At 41.5% G+C, this 17,117-nt stretch carries 14 protein-coding genes and 1 other RNA gene; all 15 read left to right on the plus strand.

Features of this window, described 5'->3' with window-relative positions; genetic code table 11:
* Nucleotides 1-32: 32 nt before the first annotated feature.
* The 15 genes from rsmI to ftsZ all read left to right on the plus strand — a co-directional run bounded on the left by rsmI (nt 33) and on the right by ftsZ (nt 17,047).
* On the plus strand, nt 33-896 hold the full coding sequence (gene rsmI, locus PVK71_RS05250; protein WP_165371217.1) for a 16S rRNA (cytidine(1402)-2'-O)-methyltransferase: 864 nt from the start codon (nt 33-35) through the stop codon (nt 894-896).
* A 56-nt stretch (nt 897-952) separates the two neighbouring features.
* An RNA gene (gene rnpB / locus PVK71_RS05255) (RNase P RNA component class A) lies at nt 953-1,359 on the plus strand.
* A 166-nt stretch (nt 1,360-1,525) separates the two neighbouring features.
* Nucleotides 1,526-2,476 (plus strand): 16S rRNA (cytosine(1402)-N(4))-methyltransferase RsmH, encoded by a 951-nt coding sequence (rsmH, locus tag PVK71_RS05260; protein ID WP_274419445.1) that lies wholly within the window; start codon nt 1,526-1,528, stop codon nt 2,474-2,476.
* A complete protein-coding gene (gene ftsL, locus PVK71_RS05265; RefSeq protein WP_130047132.1) occupies nt 2,473-2,799 on the plus strand; it encodes a cell division protein FtsL in 327 nt (108 codons plus the stop codon). Before rsmH ends, ftsL begins: the two co-directional genes overlap by 4 nt.
* Nucleotides 2,796-4,535: a penicillin-binding transpeptidase domain-containing protein gene (locus tag PVK71_RS05270; RefSeq protein ID WP_274419446.1), complete on the plus strand. Its 1,740-nt coding sequence runs from the start codon at nt 2,796-2,798 to the stop codon at nt 4,533-4,535. Before ftsL ends, PVK71_RS05270 begins: the two co-directional genes overlap by 4 nt.
* Nucleotides 4,536-4,542: 7 nt before the next feature.
* Nucleotides 4,543-6,024: a UDP-N-acetylmuramoyl-L-alanyl-D-glutamate--2,6-diaminopimelate ligase gene (murE, locus tag PVK71_RS05275; RefSeq protein ID WP_274419483.1), complete on the plus strand. Its 1,482-nt coding sequence runs from the start codon at nt 4,543-4,545 to the stop codon at nt 6,022-6,024.
* Nucleotides 6,021-7,379, plus strand: a complete 1,359-nt coding sequence (locus PVK71_RS05280) for a UDP-N-acetylmuramoyl-tripeptide--D-alanyl-D-alanine ligase (RefSeq protein WP_274419447.1) — start codon at nt 6,021-6,023, stop codon at nt 7,377-7,379. The genes murE and PVK71_RS05280 overlap by 4 nt, the downstream gene beginning before the upstream one ends.
* Entirely contained in the window at nt 7,379-8,461 is a 1,083-nt protein-coding gene (mraY, locus tag PVK71_RS05285) for a phospho-N-acetylmuramoyl-pentapeptide-transferase (protein ID WP_130043969.1), read from the plus strand. The genes PVK71_RS05280 and mraY overlap by 1 nt, the downstream gene beginning before the upstream one ends.
* 1 nt (nt 8,462) lies before the next feature.
* Nucleotides 8,463-9,785, plus strand: a complete 1,323-nt coding sequence (murD, locus tag PVK71_RS05290) for a UDP-N-acetylmuramoyl-L-alanine--D-glutamate ligase (protein ID WP_274419448.1) — start codon at nt 8,463-8,465, stop codon at nt 9,783-9,785.
* Nucleotides 9,786-9,787: 2 nt separating this feature from the next.
* On the plus strand, nt 9,788-10,990 hold the full coding sequence (gene ftsW, locus PVK71_RS05295; protein WP_274419449.1) for a cell division protein FtsW: 1,203 nt from the start codon (nt 9,788-9,790) through the stop codon (nt 10,988-10,990).
* Nucleotides 10,974-12,038 (plus strand): undecaprenyldiphospho-muramoylpentapeptide beta-N-acetylglucosaminyltransferase, encoded by a 1,065-nt coding sequence (gene murG / locus PVK71_RS05300; protein ID WP_274419450.1) that lies wholly within the window; start codon nt 10,974-10,976, stop codon nt 12,036-12,038. The genes ftsW and murG overlap by 17 nt, the downstream gene beginning before the upstream one ends.
* Before the next feature lie 18 nt (nt 12,039-12,056).
* A complete protein-coding gene (murC, locus tag PVK71_RS05305; RefSeq protein ID WP_274419451.1) occupies nt 12,057-13,520 on the plus strand; it encodes a UDP-N-acetylmuramate--L-alanine ligase in 1,464 nt (487 codons plus the stop codon).
* Nucleotides 13,521-13,748: 228 nt separating this feature from the next.
* A complete protein-coding gene (locus PVK71_RS05310) occupies nt 13,749-14,489 on the plus strand; it encodes a cell division protein FtsQ/DivIB (RefSeq protein ID WP_274419452.1) in 741 nt (246 codons plus the stop codon).
* A gap of 14 nt (nt 14,490-14,503) precedes the next feature.
* A complete protein-coding gene (gene ftsA / locus PVK71_RS05315) occupies nt 14,504-15,766 on the plus strand; it encodes a cell division protein FtsA (protein WP_130043975.1) in 1,263 nt (420 codons plus the stop codon).
* 33 nt (nt 15,767-15,799) lie between these two features.
* On the plus strand, nt 15,800-17,047 hold the full coding sequence (ftsZ, locus tag PVK71_RS05320) for a cell division protein FtsZ (RefSeq protein ID WP_130047123.1): 1,248 nt from the start codon (nt 15,800-15,802) through the stop codon (nt 17,045-17,047).
* Nucleotides 17,048-17,117 lie beyond the last annotated feature (70 nt).

Consider the following 17,117-nt stretch of genomic DNA (forward strand, 5'->3'; position numbering starts at 1 on the left):
CCTATATTAATCGCAGAAGAGATAGTAAACAAATGACAGAACACAATTTATCTGTGGTAGAGACTGCAACTTTGTACATTGTTCCTACCCCAATCGGTAATTTAGGCGACATAACGCAACGTGCTTTAGAAGTGTTAAAATCCGTTGACTTAATTGCCGCTGAAGATACTCGCCATACAGGCAAGTTATTGTCTCACTTTGGTATTTCTAGTCAAACATTTGCGCTACATGATCATAACGAACAGCATAAAGCAGACTTGTTGATCAGTAAATTACAACAAGGTCAATCTATTGCACTTGTCTCAGATGCGGGAACGCCGTTAATTAGTGATCCAGGATACCATTTAGTGAACCGTTGTCGTCAAGCGAACGTCAATGTTGTGCCGTTACCTGGTGCATGTGCGGTGATTACGGCACTGTCAGCGGCAGGTTTACCTTCTGACCGTTTCAGTTTTGAAGGCTTTTTGCCTCCCAAAAGTAAAGGCCGCCGCGATAAGTTTGAAGAAATAGCACAAGCAGAACGTACGTGTATTTTTTATGAATCTCCTCATCGTATCATGGATTCTTTAGAAGATATGCTGACGGTTCTTGGGCCAGAAAGACAAGTAGTTTTAGCTCGTGAGCTAACTAAAACCTATGAAACCATTTATGGCGCGCCATTAGGTGAGCTAATTGAATGGATAAAAGAAGACGATAACCGTAAGCGTGGAGAGATGGTTTTATTGATCCATGGCTTCAGAAGTGAAGTTAAAGATGAATTGCCATTTGAGGCAACACGCTCAGTGTCTATTCTTGTAAAAGAACTTCCGCTTAAAAAAGCAGCAGCAATGGCCGCTGAAATTCACGGTGTGAAGAAAAATGCACTGTATAAATGGGGTTTAGAGCATTTAGATTAAGAGAATTGTGAAAAAGGGGTGGTAAGTTATTACTGACTCTTATATCATTCGCCTCAGGAGCTGACTCGGTAATCGCTGCTTCATTGATGTCCTTCGGGAGACTGATGGAGGGGAGGAAAGTCCGGGCTCCATAGAGCAGGGTGCCAGGTAACGCCTGGGGGGCGCAAGCCTACGACAAGTGCAGCAGAGAGAAAACCGCCGATGGCTTAATCTTCTTTATTCTTCGGGATAGGAAGTAAGCACAGGTAAGGGTGAAAGGGTGCGGTAAGAGCGCACCGGGCGTCTAGTAATAGTGCGTTGCAAGGTAAACTCCACCCGGAGCAAGATCAAATAGGCCCTCACATAGCATTGCTCGTGTTTGGGGGCGGGTAGATTGCTTGAGCCTGTGAGCGATTGCAGGCCTAGACGAATGGTTACCACCGCGCAAGCGGGACAGAACCCGGCTTATATGTCGGCTCCTAACTTAGCCCACCATAGTACTATTTCGGTAGTGTTATGGTGGGCTTTGTGCTTTCTGCAACATTGGTTTAGAATTATCACTAATTTGACACACATCTCTGTATTTTTAGTTTACACTTCTAACTAAAATTCAGTCGCTTATTTCATAATCACGGTAGTAAATACTCACTATGTCTGAACAATTCCAACACGTATCCGTTCTTCTTCATGAATCAATTGATGGCTTAGCTATCAAGCCTGATGGTATCTATATCGATGGTACGTTTGGTCGTGGAGGCCATAGCCGTCAAATCTTATCAAAACTGGGTGAGAATGGCCGTTTGTACAGTATTGACCGTGATCCTCAAGCAATCGCAGAAGCAAAAACCATTACGGATCCAAAGTTTACTATTATTCATGGACCTTTCTCTGGCCTGAAACAGTATGTTGAAGAGCTTGATCTTGTTGGAAAAATTGATGGTGTATTGTTGGATTTAGGGGTGTCATCACCACAATTAGATGATGCCGATCGTGGCTTCAGTTTTATGAAAGATGGCCCTTTAGATATGCGAATGGACCCGACTTCAGGTATGCCAGTATCTGAATGGTTATTGGATGCAGATGTTGAAGATATTACATGGGTTATTCGTGAGTTTGGCGAAGACAAGCATGCATGGCGCATTGCTAAAGGCATCGTTGCTTATCGTGAAAACGAAGAAAATGAACCATTAACACGTACGAGTCAATTAGCTAAATTGATCTCAGAGGTTGCGCCTAAGAGTTTCAAAGAGAAAAAACACCCTGCAACACGTACATTCCAAGCGTTCCGAATTTACATCAATAGTGAATTAGATGAGATTGATACTGCGTTAAAAGGGGCATTAGACGTACTCGCTCCAGAAGGACGCTTATCAGTGATCAGTTTCCACTCTCTTGAAGATCGTATGGTGAAGCATTTTATTCGTAAAGAGAGTAAAGGCCCTCAAGTACCTCATGGTTTACCATTAACCGAAGATCAAATTAAAGAATTAGGTAGTGCGAAAATGAAGGCTGTTGGTAAAGCGATTAAACCAACGAAAAGCGAAGTGGATGTAAATGTTCGTTCTCGCAGCTCTGTATTACGTATTGCTGAGCGTTTATGAGTCAATCAACTCCTCCACAATCTAGCTTAACAAAGATGATTGGCCTAGACCTTTTAGGTGTAGGTCGTCTTCATGCAATTCTATTAATCTTTATATTTATTAGTGCTATAGGCGTAGTATTAGCAACACATAATACTCGTCAAATGGCAGTGCAAAGAGAGAATTTGCTGCTTGAAAAAGATATTTTAGATGGTGAATGGCGTAATTTGATTTTAGAAGAAAGTGCACTTGCAGAGCACAGTCGAGTTCAGTCTCGCTCTGTAGAGGAGCTGAATATGGAACGCCCTGCGCCAGATAAAGAAGTCATAATAAAACTACGATGAAATTACCAAATAGAAAAAAAAATAATAAACGCATAACCAAAGCGCCGCCGACTCTCATTCAGTGGCGCTTTGGCGTTATTGTTTTCTTTGTTTTTCTTGCTTTAGCAATCTTAATTGCCCGCGCAGCTTATATTCAAGTGATTGAGCCTGATAACCTTATTAAGCAAGGGGATATGCGTTCTATTCGTGTTAAAGCCCTTCCTTCTGCTCGTGGCATCATTTCAGATCGTAATGATGAACAGCTTGCTGTAAGTGTTCCAGTTGATGCGGTTTGGGCTGATCCTGTCGCAATTTATAAGGCAGGTGGTTTAGTTGAAGTTGAGCGTTGGTATGCGCTTGCTGATGTCTTAGGACTAAAACGAAAAGAATTATTATCCAAGATTGAGAACAACAAAAAACGTCGTTTTATTTACCTTCAACGTCAAATATCTCCTGCTGTTGCTGCTTATATTCGTAAATTAAAATTAGCGGGTATTGGCTTAAAAGCAGAATCACGTCGTTATTACCCAAGTGGTGAGATCAGTGCGCATGTTATTGGTGTAACAGGTATTGATAGCCATGGTTTGGAAGGGGTTGAGCGCAGTTACGATGGGTGGTTAACAGGTGAACCGGGTCGTAGAACCGTACGTAAAGATCGCTATGGTCGCGTGGTTGAAAATATTTCTCTAAAAGAGAAGCAAGAAGGTAAGCCATTAACCTTAAGTATTGATCAGCGTTTACAAGCGATAGCTTATCGTGCAATTAAACAAGCGGTATCTGACTTTAGAGCAATGTCTGGCTCAGTTGTTATGATCGATATTAAGACGGGTGAAGTACTTGCAATGGTAAATGCACCATCTTACAACCCGAATAATCGTGAACAGTTACAAAGCTTTAGAATGCGTAACCGTGTTATTACCGATACGTTAGAACCGGGCTCTACGGTAAAACCTTTTGTAGTATTAGCCGCTTTAGATGGCGGAACAGCGAACTTAGATACGGTCATTGATACCGGCAATGGCATCATGCGTATTGGCGGCAGCCGTGTTCGTGATAGCTCGAAAGTTGGTAAAGCCGATCTCACTACTATCTTGAAGAAATCAAGTAACATCGGTGTTGCGCACTTAGCGTTGGGAATGCCTTTGCAAGAGTTGCTAGCCGAGTACGCTGCCGTTGGCCTTGCAGATCCATCAGGTTTAAACCTAATTGGAGAGGCAACGGGTATTTTCCCTGATCGCCGTCGTTGGTCTGATTTTGAAATTGCGACGTTAGCGTTTGGCTATGGTCTTTCTGTTACGCCAATTCAGTTAGCACACGCTTATGCAACGTTAGGGGCTTATGGCGAATATAGACCGCTTTCAATTTTGAAAACAACCGGTCCAACTCCGGGTAAACAAGTCGTTAACCGTCAACATGCGAAAGCCGTATTAGAGATGATGGAAACCGTAACTCAACCAGGTGGTACAGCAACAAGAGCTGCCGTTCCTGGGTATCGAGTTGCAGCAAAAACAGGTACTTCGCGAAAAGCGGTTCGTGGTGGTTACAGTGATGAATACATGACGGTGACTGCGGGGGTAGCACCAGTAAGCAACCCTCGAATCGCACTTGTTACTATCGTAAACCAACCGCAAGGTGATGAGTATTATGCTGGTCAAGTTGCGGCACCGATCTTTGGTCAAGTAATGAAAGATGCGCTACAAATTTTGAATGTGGCGCCAGATGAAAGTACCGTAAAACATATCGATGTATTGAATTAGGAAAATGATGATGCAGTTATCTGAATTACTGTTGCCTTGGTGCGAGTTAAATCAATCTGTGACAATTTCATCTATGACATTGGACAGTCGTCAAGTTTCTCCAGGCTGTTTATTTGTAGCGATTAAAGGCCATGCCGTTGATGGTCGTCTATTTATTTCATCTGCGATTGAGCAAGGCGCTGTGGCGGTTATTGCTGACGCTGATGAAGAAAATATTGCTGGGACGGTAAAGGTTATCGATAAAGCGATTGTTGTTTACATTGATTCCCTTTATACACAGTTAAGTGCGATTGCAGGAGTTTTCTATCAAGCCGATAAGAGAAGCATGCAACTCGTTGGTATTACCGGTACTAATGGTAAAACAACGATTTCTCAGATCATTGCTCAATGGACGACATTATTAGGTCAACCTGCCGCAGTAATGGGGACCACTGGTAACGGATTATTATCAGATTTGAAACCTGCTGTGAACACCACGGGCAGTCCAATTGAAATACAACAAACACTGACGGAGCTTGAGAATATCGGAGCTAAACTGACGGCATTAGAAGTGTCGTCTCATGGTTTGGTTCAAGGGCGTGTTAATGCGCTGTCTTTTGATGCTGCCGTATTTACGAACTTAAGCCGTGACCATCTTGATTACCATGGTGATATGGCAAATTATGCTGAAGCTAAAAAGTTACTTTTTACTTCTCATAGCCCAAAACACTCAATCATCAATGCGGATGATCAAGTGGGTTGTCAATGGCTAAAAGAGATGCCTCATGCCGTCGCGGCTTCTTTAAATGAAGAAAACATCTCTTTTCATTCTGGTAAGAAAGTATTTGCGACATCAGTTGTTTATTCAACCGAAGGCATAAAGCTTTCAATCTCTTCTGATTGGGGTGATGTTGCTTTTTCTGTGCCTTTGATTGGGGCATTTAACGCGAGCAATATTCTCGTTGCTTTCGCGACACTTCTTTCTCTTGATTATGACATCCAAGCTTTAGCTCAAACAGCGTCTCAGCTGAATGCGGTTATTGGCAGAATGGAGTTGTTTACTGCAGATAATAAAGCCAAAGTGGTTGTGGATTATGCGCATACGCCTGATGCTTTAGATAAAGCGTTGCAAGCATTACGAGTTCATTGTGAAGGTAAACTTTGGTGTATTTTCGGTTGCGGTGGTGATAGAGATACAGGTAAACGACCAATGATGGCAAGTATTGCTGAGCAACAAGCGGATGTGGTCATTCTTAGTGATGATAACCCTCGTTCAGAAGATCCAAGTTTAATTACTGATAACATGTTAGCAGGATTAAAAACACCAGAATTAGCACATGTTATTCATGACCGTTTTAAAGCTTGTCAGTTTGCATTATCTCAAGCAAATGAGAACGATATCATTTTACTCGCAGGTAAAGGGCACGAAGATTATCAGGTATTAGCCGATAAGACCGTTCATTACTCGGATCGTGAAACGGCACAAAAATTATTAGGGCTACAATCATGATAACTATGTTACTTAGCGAAATAGCAAAAGCGTGTGATGGGCGTTTGGTTGGGACGGATTGTCAAATATCATCAGTATCAACAGACAGTCGACATATTGATGAACAAGGGCTTTTTGTTGCTCTTATCGGTGAACGCTTTGATGCCCATGATTTTATACCAGCAGTACAAGAGCAAGGCGCAAGCGCTCTTCTTGTATCAAAAAAAGTTGATACTTCACTTCCTCAAGTAATTGTTTCTGATACGCAAAAAGCGCTAGGCTTAATGGCGAAACACGTACATCAGGTTTGTCATACTTTTACGTTTTCCTTAACAGGTAGTTGTGGCAAAACCACAGTAAAAGAGATGCTCGCTTCTATTTTAACTCGCTCTGGTGAAGTTTTAGCAACCGCTGGTAACTTTAATAATGAGATCGGCGTTCCGTTAACGTTATTACGTTCTCAACCAAGTAATGATTTTGCCGTTATCGAATTGGGCGCAAATCATCAAAATGAAATCTCATACACAACTCAATTAGCTCAACCCAATGTTGCTCTGGTTAATAATATCGCGGCAGCGCATTTAGAAGGGTTTGGTTCAATTGAAGGAGTAGCAAAAGCAAAGGGTGAGATTTTTGAGGGGCTACAAGAAAACGGAACCGCTATTTATAATTTAGATAGCAATGGTTTACCAAAGTGGTCTTCGTTATTTGAAGGTAAAAAAGTATTTAGTTTTGCTATGAGTAACTCTAGTGCTGATTTTTATGCTTCAAATATTGAAATAAATGGCATGGGTGAACCAAGTTTTCAAATCAATACGCCTCAAGGAAGTACTCAAGTTTCTTTAGGCATTATTGGTAAGCATAATGTAGTCAATGCAGTTGCTGCTGCGGCTTTAGCGATTCAAGCTAACGCGTCACTAGATGATATTCAACAAGGGCTACAACAGTTGAGTAGCGTGAAAGGGCGTGTTGCCGTTGAAACGTTAGGATCTGGTTTGAAAGTTATTGATGATACTTACAATGCTAGCGTTCCTGCGATGAAAGCAGCAGTGGATTTACTGAGTGGGTTTAAAGGCCAACGTTGGCTTGTTTTAGGTAATATGGCCGAGCTAGGTGAAGAAAGCCTTGCACTTCATCGTGAAGTTGGGGAATATGCTGCCCCATATCAATTTGAGCAAGTAGTGACATTTGGTGATGACACAAAAGTGATTAGTGAGCTATGTAATGGCCGCCATTTCGAAACGCGTTCTGATTTGAACGCCTACTTACTTAAAGAATTACAATCTATTAAACATAATGAGGTTACCGTGCTAGTTAAAGGTGCCAACAGTTCACGAATGAGCGAAGTGGTTTCTGCTCTTAAGGAGTGTCAATAATGATTATTTGGTTATCCAATTTTCTAGAGCAATATTTTCCATTTTTCCGCCTATTTGAATATTTAAGCTTTAGAGCCATTTTAAGTATTATCACAGCATTAACCATTTCTCTTTGGATGGGGCCGAAATTAATTAAATGGTTACAAAACCTACAAATCGGTCAAGTTGTACGTGATGATGGTCCTGAATCGCATTTCAGTAAACGTGGTACACCAACCATGGGCGGTATCATGATTCTTACTGCGATTACGGTGACCGTATTCTTGTGGGCAGATCTGACAAACCCTTATGTATGGGCGGTAATGTTCGTATTGCTAGGTTATGGTGCCGTTGGTTTTGTTGATGACTATCGTAAAGTTGTTCGTAAAAACACCGATGGTTTGATTGCTCGTTGGAAGTACTTTTGGCAATCAGCAATTGCGTTAGTGGTTGCTTTTGCTTTATATGCTTACGGTAAAGATACGGCTGCAACACAGTTAGTGGTTCCTTTCTTTAAAGAAATAATGCCTCAACTTGGCCTTGCTTATATCCTTCTGACTTATTTTGTTATTGTGGGTACAAGTAATGCGGTGAACTTAACCGATGGTCTTGATGGTTTAGCTATCATGCCTACGGTATTCGTTGCTGCTGGTTTTGCCTTTATTGCATGGGCTACTGGTAATGTACAGTTTGCGAATTACTTACATATTCCACACATCCCACAAGCAAGTGAGTTAGTGGTTGTGTGTGCTGCGATTGTTGGGGCCGGTTTTGGTTTCTTATGGTTTAACACATACCCAGCACAAGTATTTATGGGCGATGTAGGTTCATTAGCGCTTGGTGGTGCATTAGGTACGATTGCGGTGTTAGTTCGTCAAGAGTTCCTATTGGTTATCATGGGTGGTGTATTCGTTGTTGAAACCTTATCGGTAATTTTACAAGTAGGTTCATATAAACTACGTGGTCAGCGTATCTTCCGTATGGCACCAATCCATCACCATTATGAGTTAAAAGGCTGGCCAGAGCCTCGCGTTATTGTGCGTTTCTGGATTATTTCTATGTTATTGGTTCTTATTGCATTAGCGACATTGAAGGTACGTTAATATGAGTGGTTTTGGTGGTGTAAAAAATGTTGTAGTGGTTGGCTTAGGCATGACAGGTTTGTCTGTCGTTAAGCATTTACTGAGACAGCCTGAAGCGTTAACAATTAAAGTGATTGATACTCGTGATACACCGCCAGGCCATGACCAATTGCCTGAAAATGTAGAGTTGTATTCTGGAGAATGGCAACAAGATTGGTTGATTAACGCCGATCTGATTGTAACGAACCCTGGAATCGCCTTAGCTTCACCTCAACTGAAGCCTGCAATGGATAAAGGAATTCAGATTGTTGGTGACATCGAGTTATTTGCTTGGGCGGTGAATGCGCCTGTTATTGCGATTACCGGTTCTAATGGCAAAAGTACGGTGACCGATCTCACCGGAGAAATGGCAAAAGCAGCAGGAGTAAAAACCGCTGTTGGAGGAAACATAGGCTTTGCGGCGCTTGATTTATTAGATCAAGATGCTGAGCTTTATGTTCTTGAGCTTTCGAGCTTCCAACTTGAAACAACCTCTACATTAAAACTGAAAGCGGCTGCATTTTTGAACTTATCTGAAGATCATATGGACCGCTATCAAGGCATGGCTGATTATCGTCAAGCTAAGCTGCGTATCTTTGCTCATGCAGAGGTAGGTATTGTTAACCGTGACGATAAACAAACTTACCCTGATGTTGAAAAAACAGTAAAAAGTTTTGGGTTTGATCAAGGTGATTATGGCTGCATTGAAAAAGAAGGTACAGAGTATTTAGCAAAAGACTCAGTGTCAATTATTGCAGCGAGTGAATTAGGGTTAGTTGGAAAACACAATATAGCAAACGCCTTAGTCGCTATCGCTTTACTTGATGCCGTGGGCATTAATATTAAATCTACACTCGATACATTAAGAACTTACAATGGATTGACACATAGATGTCAGGTTGTCGCTGATAATGGCGGTATTCGTTGGGTTAATGATTCAAAGGCGACCAATGTGGCAAGTACGTTAGCCGCATTATCTGGTTTAAATATCGATGGAAAGCTGCACCTCTTGGTTGGTGGTGTTGGTAAAGGTGCTGATTTTTCAGAGCTATCTCCTGCATTAAAAGCGCTTGATTTAATGATGTATTGTTTTGGAGAAGATGGTCCTCAATTTATTCCATTAGATCCACGCTCTGGCTTATTCCAAACTATGGATGAAGCATTAGCATCCCTTTTTCCAACACTAAATGCAGGCGATATGGTGATGCTTTCTCCTGCGTGTGCAAGTTTTGATCAGTACGCAAATTTCATGGCTAGAGGTGATGCTTTCACTCAACTAGCAAAACAGTATTCAGCTGAGAGTTAATTTTGATAATTGATCGTATTAAACAATGGGCATCTCCAGTTCAAGACTGGTGTTTAACGCCATCACCTAAAGTCATGTTTGATCGTCAGTTGATTTGGATTGCACTTGGCTTGATGCTTACTGGATTGGTAATGGTTGGTTCAGCCTCTTTTCCTATTAGTACGCGCTTAACGGATCAGCCATTTCATTTTATGATGCGACACATGTTATTTGTATGTTTAGCGCTTGGTGCTTCATCGGTTGTACTACGCATTAAACTGGATGATTGGTTGAAATACAGTATGTTGCTACTGTTTATTTCATTTGCATTATTGGCCGCTGTTTTAGTGGTGGGTAAATCCGTAAATGGTGCCGCTCGTTGGCTACCATTGGGCATATTTAACTTACAGCCTGCAGAAGTTGCAAAACTTTCTTTATTTGTTTTCATTGCGGGGTATCTTGTTCGTCGCCACGGCGAGGTGAGAGATAGTTTTAAAGGGTTTGTGAAACCATTAGTGGTATTGATTGGTCTTGCTTTTTTCTTACTATTACAACCCGATTTAGGAACAACCATTGTAATGTTTGTTACTACCATTGGAATGCTATTTATTGCTGGGGCTAAGTTATGGCAATTTATCGCACTTGTAATGAGTGGTATTTCGTTAGTGATTGTTTTGATCATTGCAGAACCTTATCGTATGCGTCGTGTCACCTCTTTTTTAGACCCGTGGCAAGATCCATTTGGTAGTGGTTATCAGCTGACTCAATCCCTGATGGCTTTTGGGCGAGGAGGTTGGTTTGGGGAAGGTCTTGGTAACTCAATTCAGAAACTAGAATACTTACCAGAAGCGCATACTGACTTTGTTTTTGCGGTTATTGCAGAAGAATTAGGGTTTGTAGGTGTTACTCTTGTTTTAGTATTAATTTTTGCGTTAGTACTAAAAGCGTTACTTATTGGACGTAAATGCTTGCAGCATGACCAGCGTTTTGGTGGATTCCTAGCTTTTGGTATTGGTATTTGGTTTGCTTTCCAGACTTTGGTAAACGTAGGTGCAGCGGCGGGTATCGTTCCAACCAAAGGGTTAACGTTGCCACTCATCAGTTATGGTGGTTCCAGTTTAATTATTATGTCGATAGCGGTGTCGCTGCTTATTCGAATTGATCATGAATGTCGGGTCTTTTTAGAAAACGAGCCTCCACGGAGCGAAAATGAAGAACAAAAATAAACGTTTATTAGTGATGGCTGGTGGTACTGGTGGGCACGTGTTTCCTGGTTTAGCCGTAGCGAAGCAACTTCAAAGTGAAGGTTGGGAAATTCGTTGGCTAGGAACAGAAGACAGAATGGAGGCGGATTTAGTACCAAAACATGGTATTGAAATCGACTTTATTAAAGTAAAAGGGTTGCGTGGGCAAGGTATAAAAAAATTGCTTGCCGCACCCTTTCAGATTTTAGGTGCAATTTCTCAAGCAAAAAAACACATTAAAGCGTGGCAGCCTGATGTTGTTCTTGGCATGGGCGGTTATGTAAGTGGGCCAGGTGGTATTGCTGCATGGTTATCTGGTATTCCAGTGGTATTGCATGAGCAAAATGCCGTTGCAGGGTTAACCAATCAATGGTTATCTAAAATTGCAAAACGGGTTTTTCAGGCGTTTCCAGGAGCATTCCCAAATGCTGAGATCGTCGGAAATCCTGTACGTGAAGATGTATGCCAATTACCTCATCCAAAAGAAAGATTTGCAGAGCGAACTGGCCCTATTCGTTTGTTAGTGATGGGAGGCAGTCAAGGTGCACGCATTCTAAATACGACCTTACCAGAAGCATTACCCCAGCTAAATCACGCTATTGAAATTTGGCATCAAGCAGGTAAAGGTAATCAAGACACCGTAAATCAAGCTTATAAGGATAGCGGTATTGCAGATGCTAAAGTGACAGAGTTCATTGATGATGTTGCAGAAGCTTATGCATGGGCTGATGTATTAGTTTGTCGTTCGGGTGCATTAACGGTATCTGAGGTTTCGGCAGCAGGGGTTGGTTCTGTATTTATTCCTTTTATGCATAAAGATCGCCAACAAGCATTAAACGCAGATCATCTCGTACAGTGTGGCGCAGCGCAAATGATTGAACAACAAGATTTAACAGTTAAAGGTTTGGTTGATACACTGAATGGTTTAGAACGAAAAGAATTATTAGAAATGGCATGTAATGCACGTAAGTCTGCGATTATTGACGCTGATGTGCGTGTTGCCAATGCGATTAAAGACCTCGCAAAATAAAAAGAATTGAGATTTAGAATGATAAAAGATCAGAAACTGCAATTAGCTGAAATTAGAACCATGATCCCTGAAATGCGCCGCGTTGAATGTATTCACTTTGTCGGTATTGGTGGCGCAGGAATGAGTGGTATTGCTGAAGTACTTCTAAACGAAGGCTATCACATTAGCGGTTCAGATATGGCTGAGAATACAGTCACGGTTCGTTTAGCTCAAAAAGGAGCGACGATATTTTCTGGACATCAAGCAAGTAATGTAGAAAAAGCCAGTGTTGTGGTTGTATCTACTGCCATTGATCCAACGAATCCAGAAATTGTTGCAGCAAAAGAACATCGCATCCCAGTTATTCGTCGTGCTGAAATGTTAGCGGAACTCATGCGCTACCGTCATGGTATTGCGGTAGCGGGAACGCACGGTAAGACAACGACCACAGCATTAACCACTCAGATTTATTCAGAAGCAGGGTTAGATCCAACATTTGTAAATGGCGGCTTGGTGAAAAATGCAGGTACAAATGCACGTTTAGGCTCTAGTCGATTCTTAATTGCAGAAGCAGACGAGAGTGACGCGTCATTCTTACACTTACAGCCTATGGTAAGTATTGTCACTAATATTGAAGCTGACCACATGGATACCTATGGTGGTGACTTTGAAGTATTAAAACAAACGTTTATTGATTTTCTTCATAACTTACCATTCTATGGTCAAGCGGTAATGTGCATTGACGATAATGTGGTTAGAGAGTTATTACCACGAGTCAGTCGTCAAGTGATAACCTATGGTTTTTCAGAAGATGCTGATGTGCGTTTAATTAATTACCGTCAAGTTGGTCAGCAAAGTTTCTTCACAGTGCAGAGAAAAGAACGCACTGATTTAGATATTATTTTAAATATTCCAGGTAAGCACAATGCCTTGAATGCAACCGCAGCTATTGCTGTTGCAACAGAGGAAGAAGTAGAAGATGAAGCGATTCTATCTGCACTTTTAAACTTCGAAGGTGCGGGGCGTCGTTTTGACCAACTTGGAGAGTTTGAAACAGGCAATGGCTCGGCAATGTTAGTGGATGATTATGGTCACCATCCGACAGAAGTTGATGTAACGATTAAAGCAGCACGTGCTGGCTGGGCTGAAAAGCGCCTTGTTATGATTTTCCAACCGCACCGCTATAGCCGAACTCGTGATTTATATGATGATTTTGCAAATGTCTTGGATAATGTTGACGTATTAATTATGCTTGATGTGTATGCTGCTGGTGAAACCCCAATAGCAGGGGCTGATGGAAGATCTCTATGTCGAACCATTCGTGGTCGAGGAAAAATTGATCCTATCTTTGTACCAAATATTGATGCATTACCTCCAGTGTTGGCAAATGTGATCCAAGAAGGCGATCTCGTGCTTACTCAAGGTGCTGGAGATGTAGGTAAATTAGCAAAGCAATTAGCATCAATGAAATTAAATATTGAAACTATGCGTGAGTTTGGATAATTATTGTTTAATTAGTTAGAACTTCTAATAAAAATACGAATAATGAGATAGAATCCTTATTGTATTAATAATATCCTATTAGAAGTTAGGATAGAGGGCTTTTGAGCCCTATACTTATTAGATGAAATTTGTTTTATCGCCCTCAAAGTATAATAAATTGGTATAGTTTATTGTAGATGGCGTTATATATTGGCTCTGTTGTGAAAGAATATGATTAAGACGGTCAAAATGAATACTTCATTTGATAAAGAAAAAGTAAGAAAACACCTTCCTGGTGGGCTCTTTCTTTCTTTAGTCGTAATTATTTCATTATGGCTTGTTATCTCAACAGTGAGTTGGATGACAGATGAAGACAGATTGCCTTTATCTCATATGATTATTCAAGGTCAATTAAAACACATTACGGCAGATGATATTCGCGAAGCCATTGATTCAATGGATTCTATTGGGACGTTTATGACCCAAGATGTGAATAAATTGCAAGATGCATTATTGTCTTTGCCTTGGATCGCCCAAGTTTCTGTTCGTAAGCAGTGGCCTGAAACGATTAAAGTGTTCGTTGTTGAGCACCAACCAGAAGCAACTTGGAATAACAACGTTATTGTTAATCCCGAAGGCGTTGTATTTAATGCGCCAATGAGCGATTTATTAGAGCCAAAACCTGCTTTATTTGGACCAGAAACGAGCAGCAAAGAAGTGCTCGCCTTTTGGCATCAGTTACAAAAGCAATTTGCTCCGTTAAATATAACGGTTCACAGTGTCGCATTGACAGATAGATTGTCTTGGCAAGTGGTTTTAGATAACGGTATACGACTAGAGCTTGGTCGTGACGCTAGAGAAGAAAGAGTCAATCGTTTTGTTGCTCTATATAAGCAATTAACAGATAAAAAAAATTCGATAGATTATATAGATCTTCGTTACGATACAGGTGCTGCCGTTGGGTGGAAACCTGATGATGTTGAAGATTAAAGAAGAGAATTGACATGAGTAAAACGCCAGAAGGCAGTATTATTGTTGGTTTAGATATCGGTACAAACAAAGTATCAGCGTTAGTTGGTGAAGTTTTACCCGATGGCCAAGTGAGCGTTATTGGCTCTGGTTCATGTCCCTCAAGAGGAATGGATAAAGGTGGTGTGAATGATCTTGAATCGGTAGTTAAATCGGTTCAAAGAGCGATTGATCAAGCCGAATTGATGGCTGAATGCACCATTACCTCCGTGTTTATTTCTTTATCTGGTAAGCATATAGCTAGCCAAATAGAGAAAGGAATGGGATCTATTTCTGAAGAAGAAGTAACTCAAGATGACATGGACAGTGTTATTCATACAGCAAAATCAGTAAAGATTGGTGATGAACAACGCACCTTGCATGTGATACCTCAAGAGTTCTCCATTGATGTGCAAAAAGGCATTCGAAACCCTATTGGCTTATCGGGAATGAGAATGGAAGTAAGTGTTCACCTTATTACATGTCATAATGATATGGCGCGTAACATCGTAAAAGCAGTAGAGCGTTGTGGCTTGAAAGTTGAGCATGTTATATTCTCAGGCTTAGCATCAAGTAATGCAGTTATTACAGAAGATGAGCGCGATCTTGGGGTTTGTGTTGTCGATATTGGCGCAGGGACGATGGATATCGCCATTTGGACGGATGGTTCATTGCGTCATGCTGAAGTACTTCCTTATGCAGGTAATGCAGTAACCAGTGATATTGCTTATGCTTTTGGTACGCCCTTTAACGATGCTGAAAAATTAAAAGTTAAATACGGTTGTGCTATTAGTGAACACATTAATCGTGATGAAACGGTTAACGTTCCAAGTGTTGGTGGTCGACCATCAAGAAGTTTACAGCGAAGAATGCTAGCGGAAGTTATCGAACCGAGGTATTCTGAACTGCTAGGCCTTGTAAACCAGCGTATTCTTGCTATTCAAGACAAATTACGCGCTGAAGGAACAAAGCATCACCTTGCTGCTGGTATTGTATTAACTGGTGGTGGGTCGCAGATTGAAGGTTTGGTAGATTGCGCTGAGCGTGTTTTCCAGACACAGGTTAGGATAGGTCAACCTTTAGAGGTTGCGGGCCTAACTGATTATGTAAAAGAACCTTATCAAGCAACAGCGGTAGGACTTTTACATTACGGTAAAGAAAGTCAGCTGCATGACGATGAAGATTATGTGCCAAGTAAGCACCAATCTTTCACAACCGTAATAAAGAAATTTAAAAATTGGATACTAAAAGAGTTTTAACCTGAAGCGAACAGGAAGAAACGGAGAGAACAGATGTTTGAGCCGATGATGGAAATGTCCGACGACGCAGTAATTAAAGTTGTTGGTGTAGGTGGCGGTGGCGGTAATGCTATCGAGCACATGGTACGTGAGTCAATTGAAGGGGTTGAATTCATCAGTGTAAATACTGATGCTCAAGCACTTCGCAAGACAAGTGTAAATACAGTAATTCAGATTGGTGGAGACATCACAAAAGGCTTAGGAGCTGGTGCAAACCCGCAAGTAGGTCGTGATGCTGCTCTAGAAGATCGTGAAGCACTTAAAGAAGTACTTGCTGGTGCCGATATGGTATTTATCGCGGCGGGTATGGGTGGCGGTACTGGTACTGGTGCGGCACCAATTATTGCTGAAGTAGCAAAAGAGCTAAACATTCTAACCGTTGCTGTTGTTACAAAACCATTTAGTTTTGAGGGCCGTAAACGTCTTGCTTTTGCTGAGCAAGGCATTGAAGAGCTATCAAAACACGTTGACTCGTTAATTACGATTCCAAACGAGAAGCTATTAAAAGTTTTAGGTCGTGGCATCACTTTACTAGAAGCATTTGCAAAAGCGAATGATGTTCTACGTAATGCAGTTCAGGGTATTGCTGAGCTGATTACTCGTCCTGGTATGATCAACGTCGATTTCGCCGATGTTCGCACTGTTATGTCTGAAATGGGACATGCAATGATGGGTAGCGGTATCGCAGTGGGTGAAGATCGTGCTGAACAAGCAGCGGAAGAAGCGATTTCAAGTCCATTACTTGAAGATATCGATCTTGCTGGTGCGCGTGGCGTTCTTGTAAACATTACTGCTGGTCTAGATATGCGTCTTGATGAATTTGAAACTGTTGGTAATACAGTTAAAGCATTCGCATCAGATAACGCAACGGTAGTTATTGGTACGTCTCTTGACCCTGATATGACTGATGAGATCCGTGTTACCGTTGTTGCTACAGGTATCGGCACTGAAAAAAAGCCTGAAATCACGTTAGTGACAAATAAAGCAGCAGCACCGACTCAACCAGTGGCAACACCGGCACCAGCAGCACAACCTGTTGTTCAAACACCTGTACAGCCAAAAGCTGCAGTTGTTGAACCAACAGTAGAGAAAGCGGCACAAAATGTGCAAGCAACTAAACCTGCTGCATCATCAACGTCACCAGCAGCTGGTGTACAAAATGCGGGTGCAGCACAAGCTAAACCAGATCAAAAAGAAGACTATTTGGACATTCCTGCGTTTTTACGACGTCAAGCTGACTAATTAATCATCAAACGATTTGGTTTTATAGAAATTTGTGTGCTAAAATGTCAGACCAGTTCTTAGAATTGGT

The sequence above is a fragment of the Aliivibrio sp. S4MY1 genome (assembly GCF_028765545.1).
Classification (GTDB): domain Bacteria; phylum Pseudomonadota; class Gammaproteobacteria; order Enterobacterales; family Vibrionaceae; genus Aliivibrio.

Coding starts and splice junctions, on each gene's coding strand:
- rsmI (WP_165371217.1), top strand. CDS start 33: ATGACAGAACACAATTTATCTGTGGTAGAGACTGCAACTTTGTACATT.
- rsmH (WP_274419445.1), top strand. CDS start 1,526: ATGTCTGAACAATTCCAACACGTATCCGTTCTTCTTCATGAATCAATT.
- ftsL (WP_130047132.1), top strand. CDS start 2,473: ATGAGTCAATCAACTCCTCCACAATCTAGCTTAACAAAGATGATTGGC.
- PVK71_RS05270 (WP_274419446.1), top strand. CDS start 2,796: ATGAAATTACCAAATAGAAAAAAAAATAATAAACGCATAACCAAAGCG.
- murE (WP_274419483.1), top strand. CDS start 4,543: ATGATGCAGTTATCTGAATTACTGTTGCCTTGGTGCGAGTTAAATCAA.
- PVK71_RS05280 (WP_274419447.1), top strand. CDS start 6,021: ATGATAACTATGTTACTTAGCGAAATAGCAAAAGCGTGTGATGGGCGT.
- mraY (WP_130043969.1), top strand. CDS start 7,379: ATGATTATTTGGTTATCCAATTTTCTAGAGCAATATTTTCCATTTTTC.
- murD (WP_274419448.1), top strand. CDS start 8,463: ATGAGTGGTTTTGGTGGTGTAAAAAATGTTGTAGTGGTTGGCTTAGGC.
- murG (WP_274419450.1), top strand. CDS start 10,974: ATGAAGAACAAAAATAAACGTTTATTAGTGATGGCTGGTGGTACTGGT.
- murC (WP_274419451.1), top strand. CDS start 12,057: ATGATAAAAGATCAGAAACTGCAATTAGCTGAAATTAGAACCATGATC.
- PVK71_RS05310 (WP_274419452.1), top strand. CDS start 13,749: ATGAATACTTCATTTGATAAAGAAAAAGTAAGAAAACACCTTCCTGGT.
- ftsA (WP_130043975.1), top strand. CDS start 14,504: ATGAGTAAAACGCCAGAAGGCAGTATTATTGTTGGTTTAGATATCGGT.
- ftsZ (WP_130047123.1), top strand. CDS start 15,800: ATGTTTGAGCCGATGATGGAAATGTCCGACGACGCAGTAATTAAAGTT.